The organism is Arthrobacter sp. Y3225209 (assembly GCF_059090685.1).
Genome location: NZ_JBNHFW010000012.1, coordinates 1 through 18657, shown reverse-complemented (window position 1 = coordinate 18657; position 18657 = coordinate 1). Strand labels below are relative to the sequence as shown.

Genomic DNA, 18657 nt, shown 5'->3' with positions numbered 1-18657 from the left:
CCGCTGCTGTTATGCGGAACTACCGGAAACCGGCGTCAGCGTAAACGGAGAAATTACTCCGCAACGCCCACGAACTCGGCCTTTTCGTTGGCCGTGGTCTCGCCCTGGGCCAGGGAGAGGCGCAGCTTCTCGCCGAGGGTCGCGTCAACGTTGGTCCAGTACTGGATCGCCGCTTCGCGGATGTGCGGGCGCTGCACACCGGAGATGGCACCGGTGATGGTCTCCAGGAAACGCTCCTTGGCGGCGTCGTCGTAGACCTCGCGGTACAGGGTACCGGCCTGGACGAAGTCGCTGTCCTCGGAGTGCAGGGTCTGCGCGGAACGCACCAGGGCACCGTCGCTCTCCCAGCTGCCTGCGCCGGCCAACGCGGCGTCGGCCACAGGGCCGCCGAGCGTGTTCGGAGCGTAGACCGGGGTCTCCGGGGAGTTGTAGGAGAAGCGCATGGCGCCGTCCTGGGAGTAGTTGTTCACCGGAGCCTTCGGTGCGTTGACCGGCAGCTGGTTGTAGTTGGCGCCTACGCGGTAACGCTGGGCGTCCGGGTAGGAGAAGATACGGGCCATCAGCATCTTGTCCGGGCTGGCATCAATGCCGGGAACCAGGTTCGCGGGGGAGAGGGCAACCTGCTCGATCTGCGCGAAGAAGTTCTCCGGGTTGCGGTTCAGGGTGTGGGTACCCACCTTGATCAGCGGGTAGTCCGCGTGCGGCCAGACCTTGGTCAGGTCAAACGGGTTGAACCGGTAGGTCTTGGCATCTTCGTACGGCATGACCTGAACGTGCAGGTCCCAGGACGGGAAGTTGCCCTCGGCAATGTTCTCGTACAGGTCGCGGCGGTAGTAGTCCGCATCCGCACCGGCAATGCGTTCGGCCTCGGCACCGGTGATTTCGTGGTTGCCCTGGTTGGACGTGAAGTGGTACTTCACCCAGAAGCGCTCGCCCGCGGCGTTGATCCACTGGTAGGTGTGCGAGCCGAAGCCGGGCATTTCACGCCAGGAGCGCGGGATGCCGCGGTCGCCCATGAGGTAGGTGACCTGGTGGGCGGACTCGGGGGAGTTGGTCCAGAAGTCCCACTGCATGTCCGCATCGCGCAGGCCGGAGCCCGGCAGGCGCTTCTGCGAGTGGATGAAGTCAGGGAACTTGATGCCGTCGCGGATGAAGAACACCGGGGTGTTGTTGCCGACGATGTCGTAGTTGCCCTCGGTGGTGTAGAAACGCAGAGCGAAACCGCGGACATCGCGCCAGGTGTCGGGGGAACCCATTTCACCGGCCACGGAGGAGAACCGCTGGACGGTCTCGGTGACGGCGCCGGGCTGGAAGACGGCTGCACGGGTGTACTTGGAGACATCCTCGGTGACTACGAACTCACCGAATGCGCCGCCGCCCTTGGCGTGCACGATGCGCTCCGGAATCCGCTCCCGGTTGAACTGGGCCAGCTTCTCGACCAGGTAACGGTCGTGAAGGGCAATGGCGCCGTCGGCGCCGGCGCTCAGCGAGTGTGCGTCGCTGGCAACCGGGGTACCGGTCTGCGTGGTGGTGAAGTTGGACATACTTGTTCTTTCTCTGGTGCTGACAAAAGGGTCGAGGAAAGTCTTCGGGCGGGCTAGGAGGCTGCTGCTTCGGCGCAGTCGGTGCAGAGCCCGCGGTAGAGCACATCGGCAATCTGGATTGTCATGCCGTGGGTGTTGCCCGGGGTGAGGCACGGGGCGTGGCCGACGGCGCAGTCCACGTCCTCGATCCGCCCGCAGCCGGTGCACACCGCGTGGTGGTGATTGTCATTCACGCGGGTTTCATACCGGGCAGGGGAGTTGGGCGGTTCAATCTTCCGCACCAATCCGGTTTCCACCAGGTCCGCGAGGATGACGTAGACAGACTGCAGGGTGATGTCCGGCAGGTCCGTCCGGACGGCCGCCACGACGTCGTCCGCCACCGTGTGCGGTGCGGTATCGACGGCGCGAAGCACGGCCAGGCGCTGCTTGGTGACCCGGCGGCCGTGCGTGCGCAGCTCAGCGGACCACCTGGCGGTGGTTTCCTCAGTTGCTGCTGTTGTCCCGGTCATGGCATCCACCATACATGCTTAATCTGAGTTACTCATAATAAGTCTCGCCTTACCTGCCGTGCCGGTACGCTGGGCGTTGGTCCCGGGAAAGATCCGCCGCGGGGAGACAGCAGGGCAGCACGGTGTTGAAGCAGCACAGCGATGAAGCAACACAGGGAAGGCAGGGAAGCAGTGCCGGCAGTTACACAAACTCAATTCCAGCGCGTGGCGGTGGGGGATACACAGGTGGACCTGCGCACCTACGACGACGCCGGGACGCCGGAGCGGCCCGATGCGGGATCAGAGGTGGTTCTGGTGCACGGAATCGGGGCATCGGAGCGGTACTTTGGCCGGCTGATCCGCGAACTGGTGCACACTTCCACAGTCCACACCCTTGAGCTGCCCGGTTTCGGCAGCGCCCCGAAACCGGCAAGGCAGCTGCAGATGCAGGATTTCGGACGGATCGCCGTGCGCGCCCTGGAGTCGGCCGGCATCCAGGGCGCCCAATGGGTAGGGCATTCCATGGGCTGCCAGGTGGTGGTGGAAATGGCGCTCGCCGCTCCCGGGGCAGTGTCCTCCGTGGTGCTGCTGGCCCCCACCATCAACAATGCCGAACGCTCAGCACCGCTGCAGGCTTTGCGGCTGCTGCAGGACTCCCTGGGCGAGCCGGCCGCGGTTAACGCCATGCTGGTCAGGGACTACCTGCGGGCCGGGCCGCGCTGGTATCTCTCCACCCTTCCGACCATGATCCGGCACCCGATCGAGGAGCGAATCCGGGACGTGCAGGCCCCGGTGCTGCTGGTGCGCGGCGGCAGGGATCCGGTGGTCCGTGCAGACTGGGTAACCCGTCTGGCAGCGGCCCGGCCGGGCACCCAAACGGTGGAGCTGCCCGGCCAGCCGCACGTCATGATGTATACCCGTCCCGTGGAAACCGCCGCCGTGCTGCGCTCGGCGGTTCCGGCACGGTGACGCGGAAACCGGAGAGCCGGGTCCGTGAAACGCCGCCCGGTGTCCGCCCGCGGCGGAGCGGCCGGATGTCCCGATGGGCCCGGGAAGCCGGCGCCTGGGCCTCGGACTATGCCTACGTGGCCTACTGGCAGCTGCGCAACTTTTTCCTCCGCCGCGACCCGTCTGTCTATCTGCATCCCGGGGAACCGGAGCGGGCCCCGGTGGTACTGATCCCCGGTGTTTATGAGAACTGGCAGTTCCTGCGCCCGCTGGCCGATTATCTGTTTGAACGCGGGCATCCGGTCCACACCGTGGCCCCGCTGGGCTACAACCGCGGCGGCATCGGCGACGCAGCCGTGCTGGTGGAGCGCTACCTGGTGGAGAAGGATCTCCACGGAGTAGTGGTGGTGGCGCACAGCAAGGGAGGGCTGATTGGCAAGCAGCTGATGACCCTGCCGGATGGCGGCAGCCGGGTGGATCGGATGATCGCCGTCAACACCCCGTTTTCCGGTTCCGTCTACGCCAACCTGTTTCCGCTGGCCAGCATCCGGGCGTTCTCGCCCCGGAACCTGTTCCTGCAGCAGCTGTTGCGCAATGAGGGCGTCAACGCCCGGATCACCTCGGTCTACAGCAGTTTTGATCCGCATATTCCCGCCGGCAGCCACCTTGCCGGCGCACGGAACATCCAGTTGGAAACCATGGGACACTTCCGGCCCATCGGCGACTCCCGGCTGCTGGTGGTACTCGAACAGGAGCTGCTGGACGCCGACGGGTAGCTGTCCGGCATCAGAGGAGGCTTTTGTCGGGAGGGCCTGGTCAGGAGGCTCCGCGTGCCAGTGCCTGTTCCACGGCGGCGGCTGCGCCGTCCCGCCACGGCTCGCCGTGCCCGGTGAGGAGCAGCGGCGCGGCTGTTTCAGCCAACAGAGAGAGCGAGTCGAGCGCCTCGGGGCTGTTGGCCGTTGCTGCCCCGGAGACGATCTGGGGCCCGGTGGTGCCGGTGTAGGGGTTCAGTGTCACCAGTGAATCGCCGCAGATCAGCACTCCCCGGTCCGGGAAGTGCAGGGCCACATGCCCGGCAGTGTGTCCGGGGGTGTGCAGGATCCGGGGCCTGCCGGGAAGGGCGTCCCCGGAATCAGTGGTCAGGCTGTGGACGTCCGTCACGCCGCGGACGTTCAGGGCCCCGGCCCCGGTCATGGTGCCCAGGACCGGAATCGACTTGGGGTACCGCAGCGGATACAGGAAGCGGTTGTTCTCATGCTCGTAGCGGTAGGGATGCGCGGCAATGTAGCGGTCCGCATCGTGGACGAGGATGGGCGTGCGGTACTCCTGGCGCAGCCGGGCAGCAGTGCCCACATGGTCAAAGTGGGCATGAGTGAGCACAAGCGCCCGGATATCCCCGGGGCCATACCCCAGTTCATCCAGGGCGCCGGTCAAATGCGGCCACATGCCGGGGAGGCCGGCATCGATCACCGCCACGCCGTCGCCGTCCTCCACCAGATAGACGTTGACGTAGGCGTGCTCAATGCGGTGGATTCCATCGGCTACGTTGCGGGTAAACACGGTGATCACTCCTTGAGGCGGAACGGCGTGCGGATCGGGACGGCAGCGAAGAGCCGGCCGTTCATCCCATCCTAAGCATGCTTCCGATTCCGTTGCGCGCGTGGTGCCCCGAATCCGGCAGTCCGCGGCCCTAGACTGCTCGGGTGCCAAGACTGCTCGCCGACCTCACGCCGCTGCGCGAAAGCCCGGACTATCGCCGGCTATGGACGGGAACGGCACTCTCTGCAGTCGGCACCCAGCTCACCCTCGTGGCTGTGAGCCTGGAGGTCTACGAACTGACGCAGTCCAGCCTCTATGTGGGGCTGCTCGGACTGGTGGGCCTGGTGCCGCTGGTGCTCGCAGGGCTCTATGGCGGTTCCGTTGTGGATGCCTATGACCGGCGCAAGGTGGCACTGTTTTCCTCCGTGCTGCTGTGGGCCAGCACCATTGGTATTGCCGCGCAGGCGTGGGCGGGCGTGGGCAACGTCTGGCTGCTCTACGTGCTGGTGGCGGTGAATGCCGGTGCGGGCGGCCTCAACCAGCCGGCCCGCAGCGCCATCATCCCGCGGCTGGTCCGCCCGGAGCTCCTGCCCGCCGCCAATGCGCTGAACATGATGACCTTCGGGCTGGCCATGACCGCAGGCCCGCTGCTGGCAGGCGTGCTGGTGGCCCGCGTGGGGTACGGCTGGACCTACACGATCGACGTCGTCACGTTCACGGCCGCCATGTGGGCGCTGTACCGGCTTCCCCCGATGCCCCCGGTCGGCCAGATGCAGAAGGCGGGGCTGGGCTCGGTGCTGGAGGGGTTCCGCTTCCTGGGCACCCGGCCGAATATCCGCATGACGTTTGTGGTGGACCTGTGCGCCATGGTGTTTTCCCAGCCGCGGGCACTGCTGCCGGCCATCGGTGCGCTGATGCTGGGAGGCGGCGCCACCACGGTCGGGGTGCTGCTGGCAGCCACCGCTGTGGGGGCGTTCCTCGCGGGCCTCTTTTCCGGCCCCCTTGGCCTGGTCCGCCGGCAGGGGCTGGCGGTGCTCTGGTCCGTGGCGGCCTGGGCGCTTTCCGTCACGGCGTTCGGTGTGGTTGTGGTGCTGGCCGGGCACAACGACGGCGAGGTCCCCTCGGCCTGGCTGGTGCCGGCGGCGGTGGCGATGGCATGCGCGGGGATTGCCGACTCGATTAGCGGGGTGTTCCGCTCCACTATTTTGCAGTCGGCTACGCCGGACGCCATGCGCGGCAGGCTGCAGGGCGTTTTTGTGGTGGTGGTTGCAGGGGGACCGCGGCTGGGAGACCTGGTTGCCGGCGTGAATGCCTCCTTCGCGGGCGAGGGGTGGGCCGCAATCCTCGGCGGGCTGATCTGCCTGGCACTTGTGGCCGTGCTGGCCCGCACCCAGCCGCGGTTCGCCCGCTACGACGCACTGCATCCCGAGCCCTGAGCCCCTGGGCCTCCGGGAGGGGGCGCCTCGAGCGAACAAGGTCCCGAACCCTGAGGGAATGAGGCCCGGGCGCATCAGGAACACCCCGGCCGGGTTGAACGTTGAAGTGTATGGACTCACCATACTGATGCAGGCCCAGTGTGGCCTGCCTGAAAGGACCCTCGTGCATCACCATTACAACGGCCTCAAGACTGCGGCGCTGTTCGGTGTGCTCTTCGCCGTGCTGCTGGGTATTGGCGCCCTCCTTTCCAGCGGAACGGGCAGCCCCGCATATATCTGGATTTTCCTGCTCATCGGCCTGGCCACCACGGCGTACAGCTACTGGAACAGCGACAAGCTCGCCATCCGCGCCATGCGTGCGGTGCCTGTCACGGAAGCGCAGGCTCCGGAAATGTACCGGATTGTCCGGGAACTCTCTGCCAAGGCCGGCCAGCCCATGCCGCGGCTGTATGTCTCTCCCACCATGGCTCCCAATGCCTTCGCCACCGGGCGCAACCCGCAGCATGCAGCGGTGTGCTGCACCCAGGGAATCCTTGCCCTGCTCAATGAGCGGGAACTGCGCGGCGTGCTCGGCCATGAGCTGATGCACGTGTACAACCGTGACATCCTGACCTCCTCGGTGGCTGCTGCCATTGCCGGCGTCATTACCTCGCTGGGCCAGTTCCTGCTGTTCTTCGGCGGCGGTGACCGGCGGAACTCCAACCCGCTGGCCACTATCGCCATGGCCCTCCTGGCCCCGCTGGCAGCGTCGCTGATCCAGATGGCCATCGGCCGCACGCGTGAGTACGACGCCGATGAAGACGGTGCCAGGCTCACCGACGATCCGCTGGCGCTGGCATCGGCCCTGCGAAAGCTGGAAAGCGGAACCCAGCGTGCACCGCTGCCGGACACTGACCAGAAGCTTGCCAATGCCGCCCACCTGATGATTGCCAACCCGTTCCGCTCCGGCGTGCGCGGCCTCCTGGCCACCCACCCGCCGATGGCTGACCGCATCCAGCGGCTGGAGCGGATGGCCGGCCGGGCGCTGGGCTCCTAGGCCGGCCTGCCGGAATGCAGGGGAGGAAGTAGGCTTCGGGAATGCGCCTTTTACTCATCCGGCACGGCCAGACCCCGTCAAACATCGGGCACTTCCTGGACACCGGTGTCCCGGGACCCGGGCTGACCGAACTGGGACTGGAGCAGGCAGCCGCCCTGCCTGACGCCCTGGGCGCCGAACCCATCGACGGGATCTTCGCCTCCAACCTGACCCGCACGCAGCTGACCGCCGCGCCCCTGGCGGCTGCCCTGGGCCTGCCGGTGCAGATCCGGGACGGCCTGCGCGAAGTCTCGGCCGGGACGCTGGAAATGCGCAATGACCGCGACTCGATCATCACCTACCTGAAAACGGTGTACCGGTGGGTGCAGGGCGATACCGGTGCGAGGATGCCCGGCGGTCCCGACGGGGCTGCCACGCTGGCCCGCTTCGACGCGGTGGTCCGGGAACTGGCCGGAGCCGGCCTGAAGACGCCGGCGATCTTCAGCCACGGCGCCATCATCCGGGCCTGGGCCACCGCCCGTGCGGAGAACGTGGGGGCGGACTTTATTGTGCAGAACGCACTGAGCAACACCGGGGTGGCTGTCATGGAGGCTCCGGAGCTGCCCGGCGGGGGAATGGGCCCGTGGCAGCTGCTTACCTGGATGGGCGAGCCCGTGGGCGGGGAGGCACTGCAGGACTTCGGTGAGGACGGCCCGGCGGCGGACAACGTCGCCCTGTAAAACCACAGGTCTTCACACTCGAACGGCGCCGTCTCCAGTGAACCGGAGGCGGCGCCGTCGTCGTTGACCCGGGACTGGGAACGCCCCGGAAAACCCGCTTTAGCGGAAGTTGATGAACCTCTAGCCCATTATTGGGCGTGACTGTCTGAGTCGTTTTACCGCTAGTTTCCGGGCTTCATATGGTTGGCCGTGCATGCCTGAATAGGTGTGTTTGTGGACCTGTTGCGGACTTTCTGCGGACTAGGGGATCATCCCTGAGCCCGGCGGACGGCCACGGGCGTCATGGCTCGGGATCCGGTGAGGACACTGGTTTCCGGCATCGGCTGGCCCTCGATGCTGTATTCCTGACCGCGGAGGATCAGCTTGTCCTCAGGGGTGAGCTGGTCCGCATACTGGGCCGGCACGAAGACCACCATTTCCGTTATGACCAGGTGCGGGCGTCCCGGCTCTGTGGGCTCGGTGCTGACTCCCTGCTGTATTGAGCAGCCCGGAATGGTCTGGTCCGTGTCCATAGCGTTCCGGGCCTTGCGGGTAATCGTTTCTGCGAACAGGTACGGTGCCCCGATCATGATGCCCGCCTGCGGTACTGGTTCAGGACAGCTTTCTCGGCCAGTGTGAAGCCTTCCAGTGCGGCGTAGCTTACGGACTGGTTTCCCAGTGTCTGCCGGGTGAGCTGCTGCGGGTTCACGAGGTAGCGGGCTGCAGCGGAAACGATCACGTCCGCCAGATCCACGCCGGGAAGCCCGTCCAGATCGAAGCCCTTGCCTCTGGTGTACGCCCGGACAAATGTGGTCACCACGCGGACGTGTTGCCGTGCCAGTGCGAGCGTTTCCGGTGTTGCCGGGATTCCCATAAAGGCCAGGACCGTGGGCGGAAGGTCGCCCGGTGCAGGGTCTGACGGCGCGGGGTCTTCCATGGGCGGTTCCGGTTCAGGGGCGGGCGTCGGGTCCACCACTGTGAGGGGGAAGTCGACGGGGTTGCCGTAGCGGTCTGCGAGGGGGAGCGTCCAGGATCCGGCCTGCGTCGGCGTGCCGGTGAGCATTTCAGAGGTGAGCCACATTCCCGGAATCTCAGGAACGTCGCCATAGGCCGTTTCGAAGGTGTAGCCGGTCCCTGTTTTCCCTAGAGCTGCTGCAGCCTGGGCGGCGGTGAGGGTCGCCGGCGTGTTGATGATGAGTTCCATATGGTCCCCTTTCCCGGAACCAGAGGAAGGGTCGCGTTTCAAACGCGACCCTTCCCGCGGCGGGTCTCTAGCGGCTGATCCCGGAGAACGTGACGATTGCCTCAGGGTTCACTGGGGCGGCGTCCAGGCGGTAGACAACTCGGATGGCCTGCTGGTCGTAGTCCCCGAACGTCTGGTCGAGGAGCTTCACGGCCGGGGCGACGTCGCGGGCCACGGTGATCTGTGAGAAGTCCACCAGCGCGGCGCGGCCGGTCGGGGTCGCTCCGGTCGTGTTCGGGACGCGGTTGGAGATGATGACCGGGACTCCGAAGAGGGTAAAGCCTGCGCCGCGTGCGACGTCGGGCTGCACGAGGTAGTGGCCCTGGGTGTCCTTCAGTTTTCGCAGCTTGATGAAGTCGCCCGAGGTGAATACCCACTTGGCGGCGTCCACGTTCGCGTTGGCTCCCATGAAGAGGCCCTGGGCGTCGAGGAGGTGGTCCAGCGTGAGGGCTCCACCGACAGCGAGGGCCTGGGTTCCCGTGTAGGCAAAGAGGCCCTTGGGAGTCGTGATGCCATCACCCGAAGCGGAGAAGAGCTGGGTATCCATCGCCGCAGCGACGTCGGAAACCAGCTTCTGCTGAATGGCAGCATCCAGGGCGATCACCGACTGCCGGCTGAGTTCGTTGCTGAACTTCGTCAGCGTCTTGAGGGACTTCATTGTGGAGGGCAGGAGCTGGATCTCATCGAAATCGATGTCGGAGTCGGGGATGAGTTCGTTCTGCGCGATCCACGGGGTGGAGACTGTGGAGCTTCCCAGCTTGGGGATGCGGACGGGGCCGGACGTGTCGATGATGCGGGGGCCGGCGGCGAGGAACTGCGAGGAAGCCGAGAGCGGCTGGACAAGCTGCTTGATGACCGTTTCCTGGGTCAGTTCCGCAGCGTCGGTAGTGGAGTCAAGTGCCATGAGGGTGTTCCTAACGTGAAAAGGGGTTTGGGTTTTCACGCTGGCCACCGGGACAAGCGAAAGGGACAGGCACCGGGCCCGTCCCTTTCATGATACCCCTAGGGGTATACGTTCACAACTACTGCTCTGACTGGCCTATGCCGTGCTGAGCGATCAAACTCAGCTCCTCGGCGATGGCAGCCAGTGCGATCACGTTCGCGGCGGCAATCCTTTGGTCGACAGTCAATCCGTCGAGCCTTTCACCGATCCACGAACTACTCGGACCGCCGTTCAGCACTTCGTAGATTTTCTCGTAGCTTGCCACTGGTTCCCCTTAGCTCGCGTGGGCCCTGAGTAGCCCAGCAAGACCAACAGTAGCGCCAGCCTCCGGTGTCGCTCCCTGATGGATGAAGCCGGAAGGGCGGCGGCTGGCAAGGTGGGGCTTCGCTGCCAGCAGGGCGTCAATGGCCGCTGTGAGGGCTTCGGGATCGTCCAGGTGTTCCAGCTCGTAGGGCAGGTCTGAGGGATCCTGCAGCCGTCCGTCCGTCTTGACCAGGGCAGTGTGCAACCGGGCTCCCAACTCGTCCACGCGCTTGGCCTTTTCCCGGTAGCCGGCTGATTCCTTCCGCAGCGCTTTGACGTAGCTCTCGTCATAGGTCTTGGGCTCCGGTGCAGGTTCCGGCGTGGCTTCCGTTTCCTCAGCGGCGGGGGCGGTTTCCTCAGTGCTTTCCGGGGCGGTTTCTTCGGTCTGCTCGGTGATCTGATCAGTCATGGGTTATACCTTTCGATTGACTACGGGAACGGGGTGACAGGTGCAGCCGGGATGCCGGTGCATAGGTTTGGTGGCGGGGTATTCGTAACCGTCTTTGTAGAGCCAGACGCAAAGCTCGCACGCGTTGGATTCCAGTCCGCGGGTGTACCTGTCCACGTGCGGACTGCGCCTGACAGCTTCCTCGAAGCCGGTGGCCGCAGCGTCCAGGACTTCCGAGCGGGCCAGCCGGTCCAACTGCATCCCGGTATCCAGGTCCGATGCCGTGATGGTGGCCAGCGCCTTAACCAGCCGGGACGCGGCATCTTCCGGGGCGATCCCTGCAAAGGCTGGCACGTATCCCAGAGCCTTTTCCAGATAGCCGCCCAAGGTCAGCTCTGCCAACGTCACGCCTTTGGCCTTGGCCGTGTTGATCAGGGTGGATGCGGCGGTGCTGAAGTCGTCCTCGTCCAGCCGGTCTGCGGCCAGTGCCTCGAACAGGGCTCCCACGGCGCTGGCTGTCTGCTCTGCCAGCGCCGTGACGTTGTCCTCGTAGGTCATGCCACCAGCCGCCCCAGGTCCGCTGCAGCCGTGGTGAGCTGCTCAGCGCGGCGCTTGTCCATGATGTCCTTGACCTTGTCCGGGTCGTATCCCAGTTCCTCGCTCAGCAGGGATTCCAGCGGGACGCCGATGCCGGCCAGCTTGGCGGCACTGTCCGATGCCTGCGCCTGGGTGCGGGTTTCCGGGTTGGCGAACACACTCTGTATGTCCACGGTGTAGGGGTCCACTCCATCCCTGACCGCGATTGCCAGGGCGGCGATCCATGCGAAGTCAGCACCGAACATGCGGATCAGGGCGTGTGCGTGGCTGACCAAGGAGGCCTCAGCGGAGCGGATCGCGTCAGCGCTCGGGGGCTGATCGGTCTGCAGTCCGATGTAGTGGGAAGGAAGTCCCTTGATCGCGCCGATCTGGCAGATGATCAGGTTTGCCATTGTCTCGAAGCCGGACATATCCGCCTGGGCGAACTGACCGAACTTGCCCTCGGTGGCCTCGTTGGTCCAAACCTTCCGGGGGCCGTCACCGAACGGATCCACCGGATTCCCGTCCTCGTCCTCCATGATTTCCAGCCCAGTGGCCCAGCGGCGCGGGCGGGCGTAGTCCTCACTGGTGACCATTGCATCGGCAAGGATCTTGTTCAGCGCGTCGGTCAGGTCCAGGATGCCGGACATTTCGCTGATGCCGTCGAAGTCGAGCAGCCGGTCACGGTTCAGGATCTGCCCGATGGGCGGGACTCCCAGAGGATTGGGGAGCGGTTCGCCGTGCTGCTGCCAGTCCCCGGCGCCCACGCTCTCCCAGTCGTCCGTGACCTTGTTGGCGGTGCGGTAGGTAGTGATTTCCGTGCCGGTGTAAAGGGTGCACCAGCCGTAGCCGTCAGCCTTCCAGCGCTTGATCCCGTCCACGATTTCACGGGTTGCCGGGTCACGGCGGACGGTCATCTGCCGGGGGGATTCCACGGTGATCTGTACGCCGCGGGGGCCGGCCCAAACCACCACGTAGCCGCGCCCGTAAACGAGTGCGTCCTTGATTGCCTCGTTCTGCCCCTCGAGCATCCCGTTCATGCGCCAGAGCTTCCAGAGCGCCGGGTCTGCCTGCGTGCCGCCGTCCAGGATGAAGCCGGTCAGCCGCAGCCGGTCCACGATGGACGTGACGGCAAGGCGGGGATAGTTCACGCAAAGGGACCGCAGCCGGCCACCAATAGCCTGGGCGGACTTGGGGCTCAGGAAGGCTGCAGCCTGCTCACCCTTCCAATAGGAGTCCAGGAGGTTGAGGCGGGGCTGCTCCCCGGTCAGTTTGGTATGCAGCTTGTGCAGGTTAGATTCAGTCATTAGAAGGCCATTACCCGTTTCTTTTTTGAGGTGTTGGAGTGGTGCTGTGCCCGGTCCACGGCGGCAATGGTTGCCACGGCGGCATCGATCTTCTTCTTGCTCATGCGCTTGTCCTTGGTCACGACGGTCCCCTGAGGGGTCGACTGAGCCACGCAATTCGAGAAGTGCTTTACCAGGGCCGGATCCCCGTCATGGGTGATCTGCTTGGAGGCAATCAACTGATAGAGGCGGTCAGTTGCCGGTGCCATACGTGTCCGGCGGCTGGTGTCCCACTCGAGGATCCGTTTGCTGCCGTGCTTACTGGCCCACTGCTCCATCTCGGAGCGCCAGCCCCAGGGATCGCAGGCCATGTCCACCACGTCGAACTGGTCGAAGGCCATCTCTACGTGGGCGGTAACTTCCTCCCGCGGCACCCTCCAACCGGGCGTGCCGGGGTTCTCCCAGATGCCGATCACGAAGATGTGCGGGTCAGGCTCCACGGTGCAGGCAATGAGGGCTGTGGAGTCCCCGGAGCTGGAACCGTCGAAACCGAGCGTGACTTTCATCCGGTCAGGAACCGAGCGCATAGGGTCCGCCAGCGCCTCGAACTGACCAAACTCCAACCAGGAATCCACCTGCTTGGCCCACAGGCCCATTCTTAGCTGGCGAAAGGCCGGCTCGCGCAGCGTCTTACGCGCCGCCAGCAGCCCGTCAGGGCTCAGGAACGGCTTAGCGCAGGTCATAGCAGGGTTGGCCTGCTTCCACGCTTCCCGGTCGTCGCTGCTGGCATCCTCAGGGGCGGCAAACTCGATCAGGAAGAAAGCAGGATCCTCACCTGAGCGGCCCAGCTTCACCAGATCCCACATGATGCTGTCCTCAGAGGTTCCCGGCGTTGAGATAGCCAGGGTCAGGGACTGCGGACGCTTGCCCGATGCGGACGTGATCGCTTCCCAGACAGCGCGGGTCACCACGTGCAGCTCATCCACGATGATCAGGGTTGCGTCCCACGAGTTCAGGGCGTCCGGTTCCGCCGGCAGGGGCGTCAGTGTGGAGTCCGTATGCGGGACATAGATCCGATCGCTGAACACCTGAACACGCTCACTGAGCAGGGGGTTCAGCTTGATCATGCGCTCAGCCTGCTTGACCGTCACCGCCGCCTGACGCTGATCTGAGGCCACCACCAGCACCTCAGCGGAGAACTGGCCAACAAACATCTCAGCCACCGCCAGCATGGCCGCCAGGGACGTTTTTCCATTACCCCTGCTCATGGAAGCAAGAGCGTTACGGATACCGGGTGCGAAGCTGCCCCGGATGATTTCCTGCTGGAAGTCCTGCAGCTCTACCGGCTCACCCTGACCATGACCGCGGGGCACGATCAGATAGTCATGGATGAACCGGATACGGCGCTCTGCGGGGTCCGCAGGATAGTCCGTGAAGTCCAGGGGCTCAGCCTTAATAGAGGCCTTAGGACCGGCTACCAAGTGCTGCTCAGAGCAGGGTCAGCGGGCGTGCCAGGAGAGTTACTTAAACTTTGCCTTGCCCCGGGGATCAAAGACTGTGCGGTTGACCCCTTCCCCCCTGGGCGCAGCAGCCGGCCTGTTGGTCGGGCGCGAATCTGTACGGGCTCGGGACGGTCCTCTGAGGTCCGTTGTCCGGGTCCGGGGCGTGCTTGTCCTGCTGCTCTATTGCATGGGCCGCAAAGCACGCGCAGATCCTGTAGGCGGATTGCCAGTCCTTTGGCGCGGCGTTCCCATGCTTCGGGGGTGTGGTCTGCCTGCAGGTCTGTGGTGGCGTTGCACCAGAGGCAGAAGGGCTGTTCCTTGCGTGCCTGCTTGCTGATGCGGTTCCACTGGGAGTCGTAGGCTGCCTGGTTGGCCTTGGCCTTGGGTTTGGGCTTGGGCGTCGGCCGATGCTCGGGGCAACGCGACTGCTCGCTCAGCTCGTCGCATACTTCGCAGGGCTTCATCATGACGCCAGTCCTGTGCGTTCCTCGTACTCCGGGAACAGTTCAGGAACAGGGACCATGTGCCGCGTTGGCGCTGTTCCTGTTCCTCCACCCTCTGTGTGAGGAACAGGAACAGGAACAGGCGATCCCTGCTGACGGAATACCCTCAGGGCTGCGCTGGCGCGGTCGCTGCTCCACTTGAGACGGTCTTTCACATCTCGAACACTGGAAGGAGGAGGGGCAAGTCGCTGCAGCTCGGCTAGGTCGATTGCTGGGACTGCTTCGGGTGCGCGTTCACCGTCGGTTGCTGGGTAGATGGAGAAGTGGTTGTCCGGGAACAGCTTGAACGTTCCGCCTAGAGGTTCTTTGTCCCCTCGTGGCGAGGAGGCCCGTAGACCGCCGTGCCGGTCCTTCTTGACGTTTAGGTAGCAGGCTCCGCCGTGACCAGGAGTGAAAGCGTCCTTGATCGTCACACGCAGCATGGTTCCGCCCACGGCTCGGGATTTCGCAGCCGTTCCTGTTGGGCCTTGCGCCTTGGAATCAGTGTTCTTGGCTACATGGTCAATCGCCACGACGGCGGATCCCACCATGGCTAGGGGTTTCATCACGGATGTGTGAGCCAGGGTGAAATCATCCGGGCTGTTGGAGCTGAGGCCCATGGTTGGCATGAGTTCTCCGATACTGTCCAGGACAGCGATGTCAGGCCTCCAGCGTTTTAGATCCCAGATGGTCTCCATGAGGTCTTGGCGGTCTTCAGGCTCCTTGTACCGGAAGCGCTCAGTGTCGGCCAGTACTGAGGCATCGGCTCCCAGATCCAGTAGGCGCACGATCACCGACTGCATCCCGTTGTGGTCCATATCCAGGAACACGGCGCGGCCTCCGACGCTCAGGCATTCCACGATCCCGGCGAGAGCAACAAACGTTTTGCCCGATTCAGGCTCACCAAAGATGATGTTCACCTGGCCGCTGTAGAACAAACCGATTCCATCGGTCCTCTGGAGGACTTCAGGAACGGGAGCAGGGGGCAGGTCTCCGCGGAGGAGGGCAGCGACGTCGCCGTACTGGATGTTGGTGTTCCTCGTTCCTGACACATGGGGTGCAGGAACAGGAACATCGCTGTAGCTCTCAGCGGCAAAGTAGTCCGGGACAGTGGTTTCAGAGTTCAGCAACGGGGGCTCCCTCCAAAAGGTTGCGCCACTCCATGAGCGCCTGGGCGTCCCTCCCGATGACCTGCCAGATCAAGTCCTTACGGAAGAAACCCGAAGTGGACAATGGTCGGTAGCGGTGGATGTTTAGCCGGACGTAGGTTCCGGGGGCGAGTTCGGCGATCTGACAGTACTCGTGGCGCTCGAACTGGTAGGCGTCGTACCAGCCGGCACGGTCGCCGGGGTAGTCGGCTAGGTCGAGTTCAAGGACGGTCTGGATCATTTGTGGCCCTGCCCTGTAGTCTTCATGTTGAGACCTGCTCCCAAGTAGTTGTCTTTGCCCTCACTGGAATTGCCGTTCCGGTGAGGGTTTTTTGTGTCTATTGTGTTGTTCCTGCTCATTCCGATTCGCCTGTCTCGAAGGCTTCTTCGATCCAGCGATCGACGTCTTCACGTCGTGCCACGAGTTTTCCGCCAAGCTTCGCGAACCGTGGGCCGGCTCCCTTGTGGCGGTAAAAACGGAGAGTGTTCACAGGGATGCGAGTCGCTTCAGAGACCTCTTGGATCGTCAGGAGCTTGTGCTGGATGGTTGGAGTGGTCATTGCCCTACCCTTTCAGGATGTGTTCGCCGTTACAGCACGTAACTGTAGAGCACGCTCTGTGTTGACGTCAAACACCTTGTGTTGAGAGTATTGGGTGCATGCGAACCTCTGATGAACTATTTGGCCTTGAAGTCCAGGCACAGCGAGAAGACCGGGGCTGGTCGATGACCGAGTTTGCGGCGAAGCTTGCCGCTGCTGGACTCTCCAACTTTCATCCAACGACCGTGGGTCGAATGGAGCGAGGGGAGCGACCCGTCCGCTTGAATGAGGCGGTGATTATTGCTCAGGTGCTCGGCTCAAGCCTCAATGACCTCGTTGTTGAGCCGATTGCGGGGGATGGTGCCCTCGAACACGCCGTGGATGCAGTGGAACATATGAGCAAGAAAGCGGCTCGCCTTCTCAACACCCTCGAGTTCTGGAAGGGGCAGGTGGATGCCGAGCTTCGACTTCTGAAGACTGACCTGGACAACGGCAAGGTGCTGGGCGAGCACGTCGCTGAAGTCATCGATACGTGCCGGCGCGCAGAGGAGCAAATGCAGCAGGACCGCCTTGAATACTGGCTTTCGGTGCTCCGGGAAAAGACCCCGGAGGAACTGCAGGAGCTCTATAAGGCGGACTTGGAATTCCGGATCTGATGGCGAGCATTCAGAAGCGCCCTGATGGCCGCTGGCGTGCCCGATACCGTGATGATGCAGGCAAGGAGCATGCCAAGCACTTCCCCAGGAAGATCGACGCTCAGCGCTGGCTCGATGAAGTGACGGCGTCTGTCGTGACGGGCACCTACGTTGACCCTAAAGCAGGGACAATCACCTTCGCCCAATGGTTCACCCAATGGGAAGAACGTCAGATCTGGTCGCGTGGGACGAAGTTGTCAGCCGCCCAGGCGCTGCAGTCCACGACGTTCGCTGACGTTCAGATGAAGCGGATCATGCCTTCGCACCTGCAGGCATGGGTCAAGGCCATGACGCTTCCGGCGGAGACACGTAAGTCCGGCCTCGCTCCTGCGACCGTGAAGGTCCGCTACAACCTCGTGCGCTCCGCTTTCAAGGCCGCTGTGGCGGACCGGGTTATCCCTCTTGATCCCTCCGACAACATCAAGCTGCCCAGGGAGCGCCGCAGCGAAGCGGCCATGACCATCCCGAGCACTGCCCAGGTCGCGGCCGCACTCGAGGCAGCTCCGGAGTGGTTCGAGGCCTACATTGGCGTCTGCGCCTTCGCGGGCCTCAGGCTCGGTGAAGCGGCTGGCCTGCAGGTGGGGGATATCGACTTCCTGCGCAGAACCCTGACGATCAACAGGCAGGTGCAGGGCGAGAATCGGAAGAACGCAGAAGTCGTCGGACCCAAGCACGGCTCCGAGCGCGTCGTGTACATCCCGGCACGCCTCACGGAGATGATTGCGCGGCATGTAGAGCAGGTCGGCGTCCATGGCGATGAGGGGTGGCTGTTCTCCACCGGTGGACACCTATGGAACCGGGGGATGGCCGGGTACTACTGGCGCGAGGTCCGGGAGGCCTGCGGACTGGAGGACTTCACCCTGCATGACCTCCGGCACTTCTACGCGTCAGCTCTGATCGCCTCTGGTTGCGACGTCGTGACCGTGCAGCGGGCGCTGGGCCATGCCCAGGCAACGATCACGCTGAACACTTACAGCCACCTCTGGCCGACGGCTGAGGACAAGACAAGGACCGCAGCCGATAGTCTCATGGCTGCGGTCCTCGGTAATCCTGCGGACTCTATGCGGACTAAGGCCCAGTAGTTCGCGTCTGACTAGGCCGTATACATACTGCCTAGCGGAAGTTGATGAACTGCAGGTCCACTTCCAGGTCTGCACCCTTCAGCAGTGCCATGGTGGCCTGCAGATCATCGCGGGACTTGGAGCTGACGCGCAGCTCATCGCCCTGGATCTGGGACTTGACGCCCTTGGGGCCTTCGTCGCGGATCAGCTTGTTGATCTTCTTCGCCTGGTCCTGCGCGATGCCCTCCTTCATGGAGGCTTCGATCCGGTATTCCTTGCCGGAAGCGAAAGGCTCGCCCGCATCCAGGGACTTCAGCGAGATTCCGCGCTTGACCAGCTTGGACTGCAGTACGTCCAGGACCGCCTTGACCCGGTCCTCGGAGTTGGCCTTCATCAGGATCTTCTCGCCGCTGAAGTCCACCTCGGCTCCAACGCCCTTGAAGTCATACCGCTGGGCAATTTCCTTCTGCGCCTGGTTCAGGGCGTTGGCTACTTCCTGTTTGTCGATCTTGCTGACTACGTCGAACGTGGACTCGCTGGCCATCTCTGGACTCCTCGGGTTGGTGGCTTTTCCTGGTACTTAGCGTAGTAGGTTCTCCGCACGGATGTGCCCGGTTCCCAGCCTGTATCCAGTAAACGCCCGGTGATGTCACATGGACATGGGACAGGCTAAGGGGGTGGAAAACCAGCAGTTACCAACTCCCCGCCCTTCACCCCGCCGTCCCGCCGCGCTGCGGTTCCGCACAGCCGCCGCCGGGTCATTCCTTGCGGCAGCCTCTGCGGCCGGACTGGGGGCCGCGGC

22 protein-coding genes and 1 pseudogene are annotated in these 18657 nt (G+C 64.1%); 8 read left to right on the top strand and 15 right to left on the bottom strand.

The window, feature by feature from the left end; all coding sequences use genetic code 11:
- Positions 1-53 precede the first annotated feature (53 nt).
- Both AC5RVB_RS08460 and AC5RVB_RS08455 read right to left on the bottom strand, forming a co-directional pair.
- Positions 54-1544: a catalase gene (locus tag AC5RVB_RS08460; protein WP_227902375.1), complete on the bottom strand. Its 1491-nt coding sequence runs from the start codon at positions 1542-1544 to the stop codon at positions 54-56.
- A gap of 53 nt (positions 1545-1597) precedes the next feature.
- Positions 1598-2053: a Fur family transcriptional regulator gene (locus AC5RVB_RS08455; protein ID WP_227902374.1), complete on the bottom strand. Its 456-nt coding sequence runs from the start codon at positions 2051-2053 to the stop codon at positions 1598-1600.
- A gap of 141 nt (positions 2054-2194) precedes the next feature.
- Between AC5RVB_RS08455 and AC5RVB_RS08450 the strand changes: the two genes are divergently transcribed.
- Positions 2195-3001 carry an alpha/beta fold hydrolase gene (locus AC5RVB_RS08450; RefSeq protein ID WP_227928719.1) on the top strand — a complete coding sequence of 269 codons (807 nt, stop codon included), beginning with the start codon at positions 2195-2197 and terminating at the stop codon, positions 2999-3001.
- A 65-nt stretch (positions 3002-3066) separates the two neighbouring features.
- Positions 3067-3756 (top strand): esterase/lipase family protein, encoded by a 690-nt coding sequence (locus AC5RVB_RS08445; protein WP_494142472.1) that lies wholly within the window; start codon positions 3067-3069, stop codon positions 3754-3756.
- A 40-nt stretch (positions 3757-3796) separates the two neighbouring features.
- Here AC5RVB_RS08445 and AC5RVB_RS08440 read toward each other — a convergent pair whose 3' ends face one another.
- Positions 3797-4549 (bottom strand): MBL fold metallo-hydrolase, encoded by a 753-nt coding sequence (locus tag AC5RVB_RS08440; RefSeq protein ID WP_356881133.1) that lies wholly within the window; start codon positions 4547-4549, stop codon positions 3797-3799.
- Positions 4550-4683: 134 nt separating this feature from the next.
- On the opposite strand from AC5RVB_RS08440, the gene AC5RVB_RS08435 reads away from it, so the two are divergent.
- From AC5RVB_RS08435 to AC5RVB_RS08425, 3 genes are all read left to right on the top strand, one after another.
- Positions 4684-5955, top strand: a complete 1272-nt coding sequence (locus tag AC5RVB_RS08435) for an MFS transporter (protein ID WP_494142471.1) — start codon at positions 4684-4686, stop codon at positions 5953-5955.
- Between the two features lie 163 nt (positions 5956-6118).
- Complete coding sequence (htpX, locus tag AC5RVB_RS08430) at positions 6119-6991, top strand: zinc metalloprotease HtpX (protein ID WP_227902369.1); 873 nt, start codon at positions 6119-6121, stop codon at positions 6989-6991.
- A gap of 41 nt (positions 6992-7032) precedes the next feature.
- A complete protein-coding gene (locus AC5RVB_RS08425) occupies positions 7033-7710 on the top strand; it encodes a histidine phosphatase family protein (RefSeq protein ID WP_494142470.1) in 678 nt (225 codons plus the stop codon).
- Positions 7711-7958: 248 nt separating this feature from the next.
- Here AC5RVB_RS08425 and AC5RVB_RS08420 read toward each other — a convergent pair whose 3' ends face one another.
- The 11 genes from AC5RVB_RS08420 to AC5RVB_RS08370 form a co-directional block, all read right to left on the bottom strand.
- Positions 7959-8279, bottom strand: coding sequence for a hypothetical protein (locus AC5RVB_RS08420; RefSeq protein WP_493991913.1), 321 nt, complete (start codon positions 8277-8279; stop codon positions 7959-7961).
- Positions 8276-8893, bottom strand: coding sequence for a hypothetical protein (locus AC5RVB_RS08415; protein WP_494142469.1), 618 nt, complete (start codon positions 8891-8893; stop codon positions 8276-8278). The genes AC5RVB_RS08420 and AC5RVB_RS08415 overlap by 4 nt, the downstream gene beginning before the upstream one ends.
- A gap of 67 nt (positions 8894-8960) precedes the next feature.
- On the bottom strand, positions 8961-9836 hold the full coding sequence (locus AC5RVB_RS08410; RefSeq protein ID WP_494142468.1) for a phage major capsid protein: 876 nt from the start codon (positions 9834-9836) through the stop codon (positions 8961-8963).
- Positions 9837-9954: 118 nt separating this feature from the next.
- Complete coding sequence (locus AC5RVB_RS08405; RefSeq protein ID WP_493991916.1) at positions 9955-10140, bottom strand: hypothetical protein; 186 nt, start codon at positions 10138-10140, stop codon at positions 9955-9957.
- A 9-nt stretch (positions 10141-10149) separates the two neighbouring features.
- On the bottom strand, positions 10150-10587 hold the full coding sequence (locus AC5RVB_RS08400; protein ID WP_493991917.1) for a hypothetical protein: 438 nt from the start codon (positions 10585-10587) through the stop codon (positions 10150-10152).
- A gap of 3 nt (positions 10588-10590) precedes the next feature.
- Positions 10591-11124, bottom strand: a complete 534-nt coding sequence (locus tag AC5RVB_RS08395) for a VG15 protein (RefSeq protein WP_494142467.1) — start codon at positions 11122-11124, stop codon at positions 10591-10593.
- Positions 11121-12449 carry a phage portal protein gene (locus AC5RVB_RS08390; RefSeq protein WP_494142466.1) on the bottom strand — a complete coding sequence of 443 codons (1329 nt, stop codon included), beginning with the start codon at positions 12447-12449 and terminating at the stop codon, positions 11121-11123. Before AC5RVB_RS08390 ends, AC5RVB_RS08395 begins: the two co-directional genes overlap by 4 nt.
- Entirely contained in the window at positions 12449-13909 is a 1461-nt protein-coding gene (locus tag AC5RVB_RS08385; protein WP_494142465.1) for a terminase large subunit domain-containing protein, read from the bottom strand. Before AC5RVB_RS08385 ends, AC5RVB_RS08390 begins: the two co-directional genes overlap by 1 nt.
- Before the next feature lie 484 nt (positions 13910-14393).
- Positions 14394-15542: an AAA family ATPase gene (locus AC5RVB_RS08380; protein ID WP_494142464.1), complete on the bottom strand. Its 1149-nt coding sequence runs from the start codon at positions 15540-15542 to the stop codon at positions 14394-14396.
- Complete coding sequence (locus AC5RVB_RS08375) at positions 15529-15801, bottom strand: hypothetical protein (RefSeq protein WP_494142463.1); 273 nt, start codon at positions 15799-15801, stop codon at positions 15529-15531. Before AC5RVB_RS08375 ends, AC5RVB_RS08380 begins: the two co-directional genes overlap by 14 nt.
- A 115-nt stretch (positions 15802-15916) precedes the next feature.
- On the bottom strand, positions 15917-16120 hold the full coding sequence (locus AC5RVB_RS08370; RefSeq protein ID WP_494142462.1) for a helix-turn-helix transcriptional regulator: 204 nt from the start codon (positions 16118-16120) through the stop codon (positions 15917-15919).
- Between the two features lie 98 nt (positions 16121-16218).
- Here AC5RVB_RS08370 and AC5RVB_RS08365 point away from each other — a divergent pair, with 98 nt between their 5' ends.
- The 3 genes and pseudogenes from AC5RVB_RS08365 to AC5RVB_RS08355 all read left to right on the top strand — a co-directional run bounded on the left by AC5RVB_RS08365 (position 16219) and on the right by AC5RVB_RS08355 (position 17876).
- Entirely contained in the window at positions 16219-16755 is a 537-nt protein-coding gene (locus tag AC5RVB_RS08365; RefSeq protein WP_494142461.1) for a helix-turn-helix domain-containing protein, read from the top strand.
- Positions 16755-16826 (top strand): annotated as a pseudogene (locus tag AC5RVB_RS08360) (hypothetical protein); the annotation flags it as partial. The gene AC5RVB_RS08365 and the pseudogene AC5RVB_RS08360, both read left to right, overlap by 1 nt.
- Positions 16827-16874: 48 nt before the next feature.
- Complete coding sequence (locus tag AC5RVB_RS08355) at positions 16875-17876, top strand: tyrosine-type recombinase/integrase (protein ID WP_494142502.1); 1002 nt, start codon at positions 16875-16877, stop codon at positions 17874-17876.
- A 31-nt stretch (positions 17877-17907) separates the two neighbouring features.
- On the opposite strand, the gene AC5RVB_RS08350 is transcribed toward AC5RVB_RS08355, so the two are convergent.
- Positions 17908-18399, bottom strand: coding sequence for a YajQ family cyclic di-GMP-binding protein (locus tag AC5RVB_RS08350; protein ID WP_227902367.1), 492 nt, complete (start codon positions 18397-18399; stop codon positions 17908-17910).
- Positions 18400-18657: the final 258 nt, after the last annotated feature.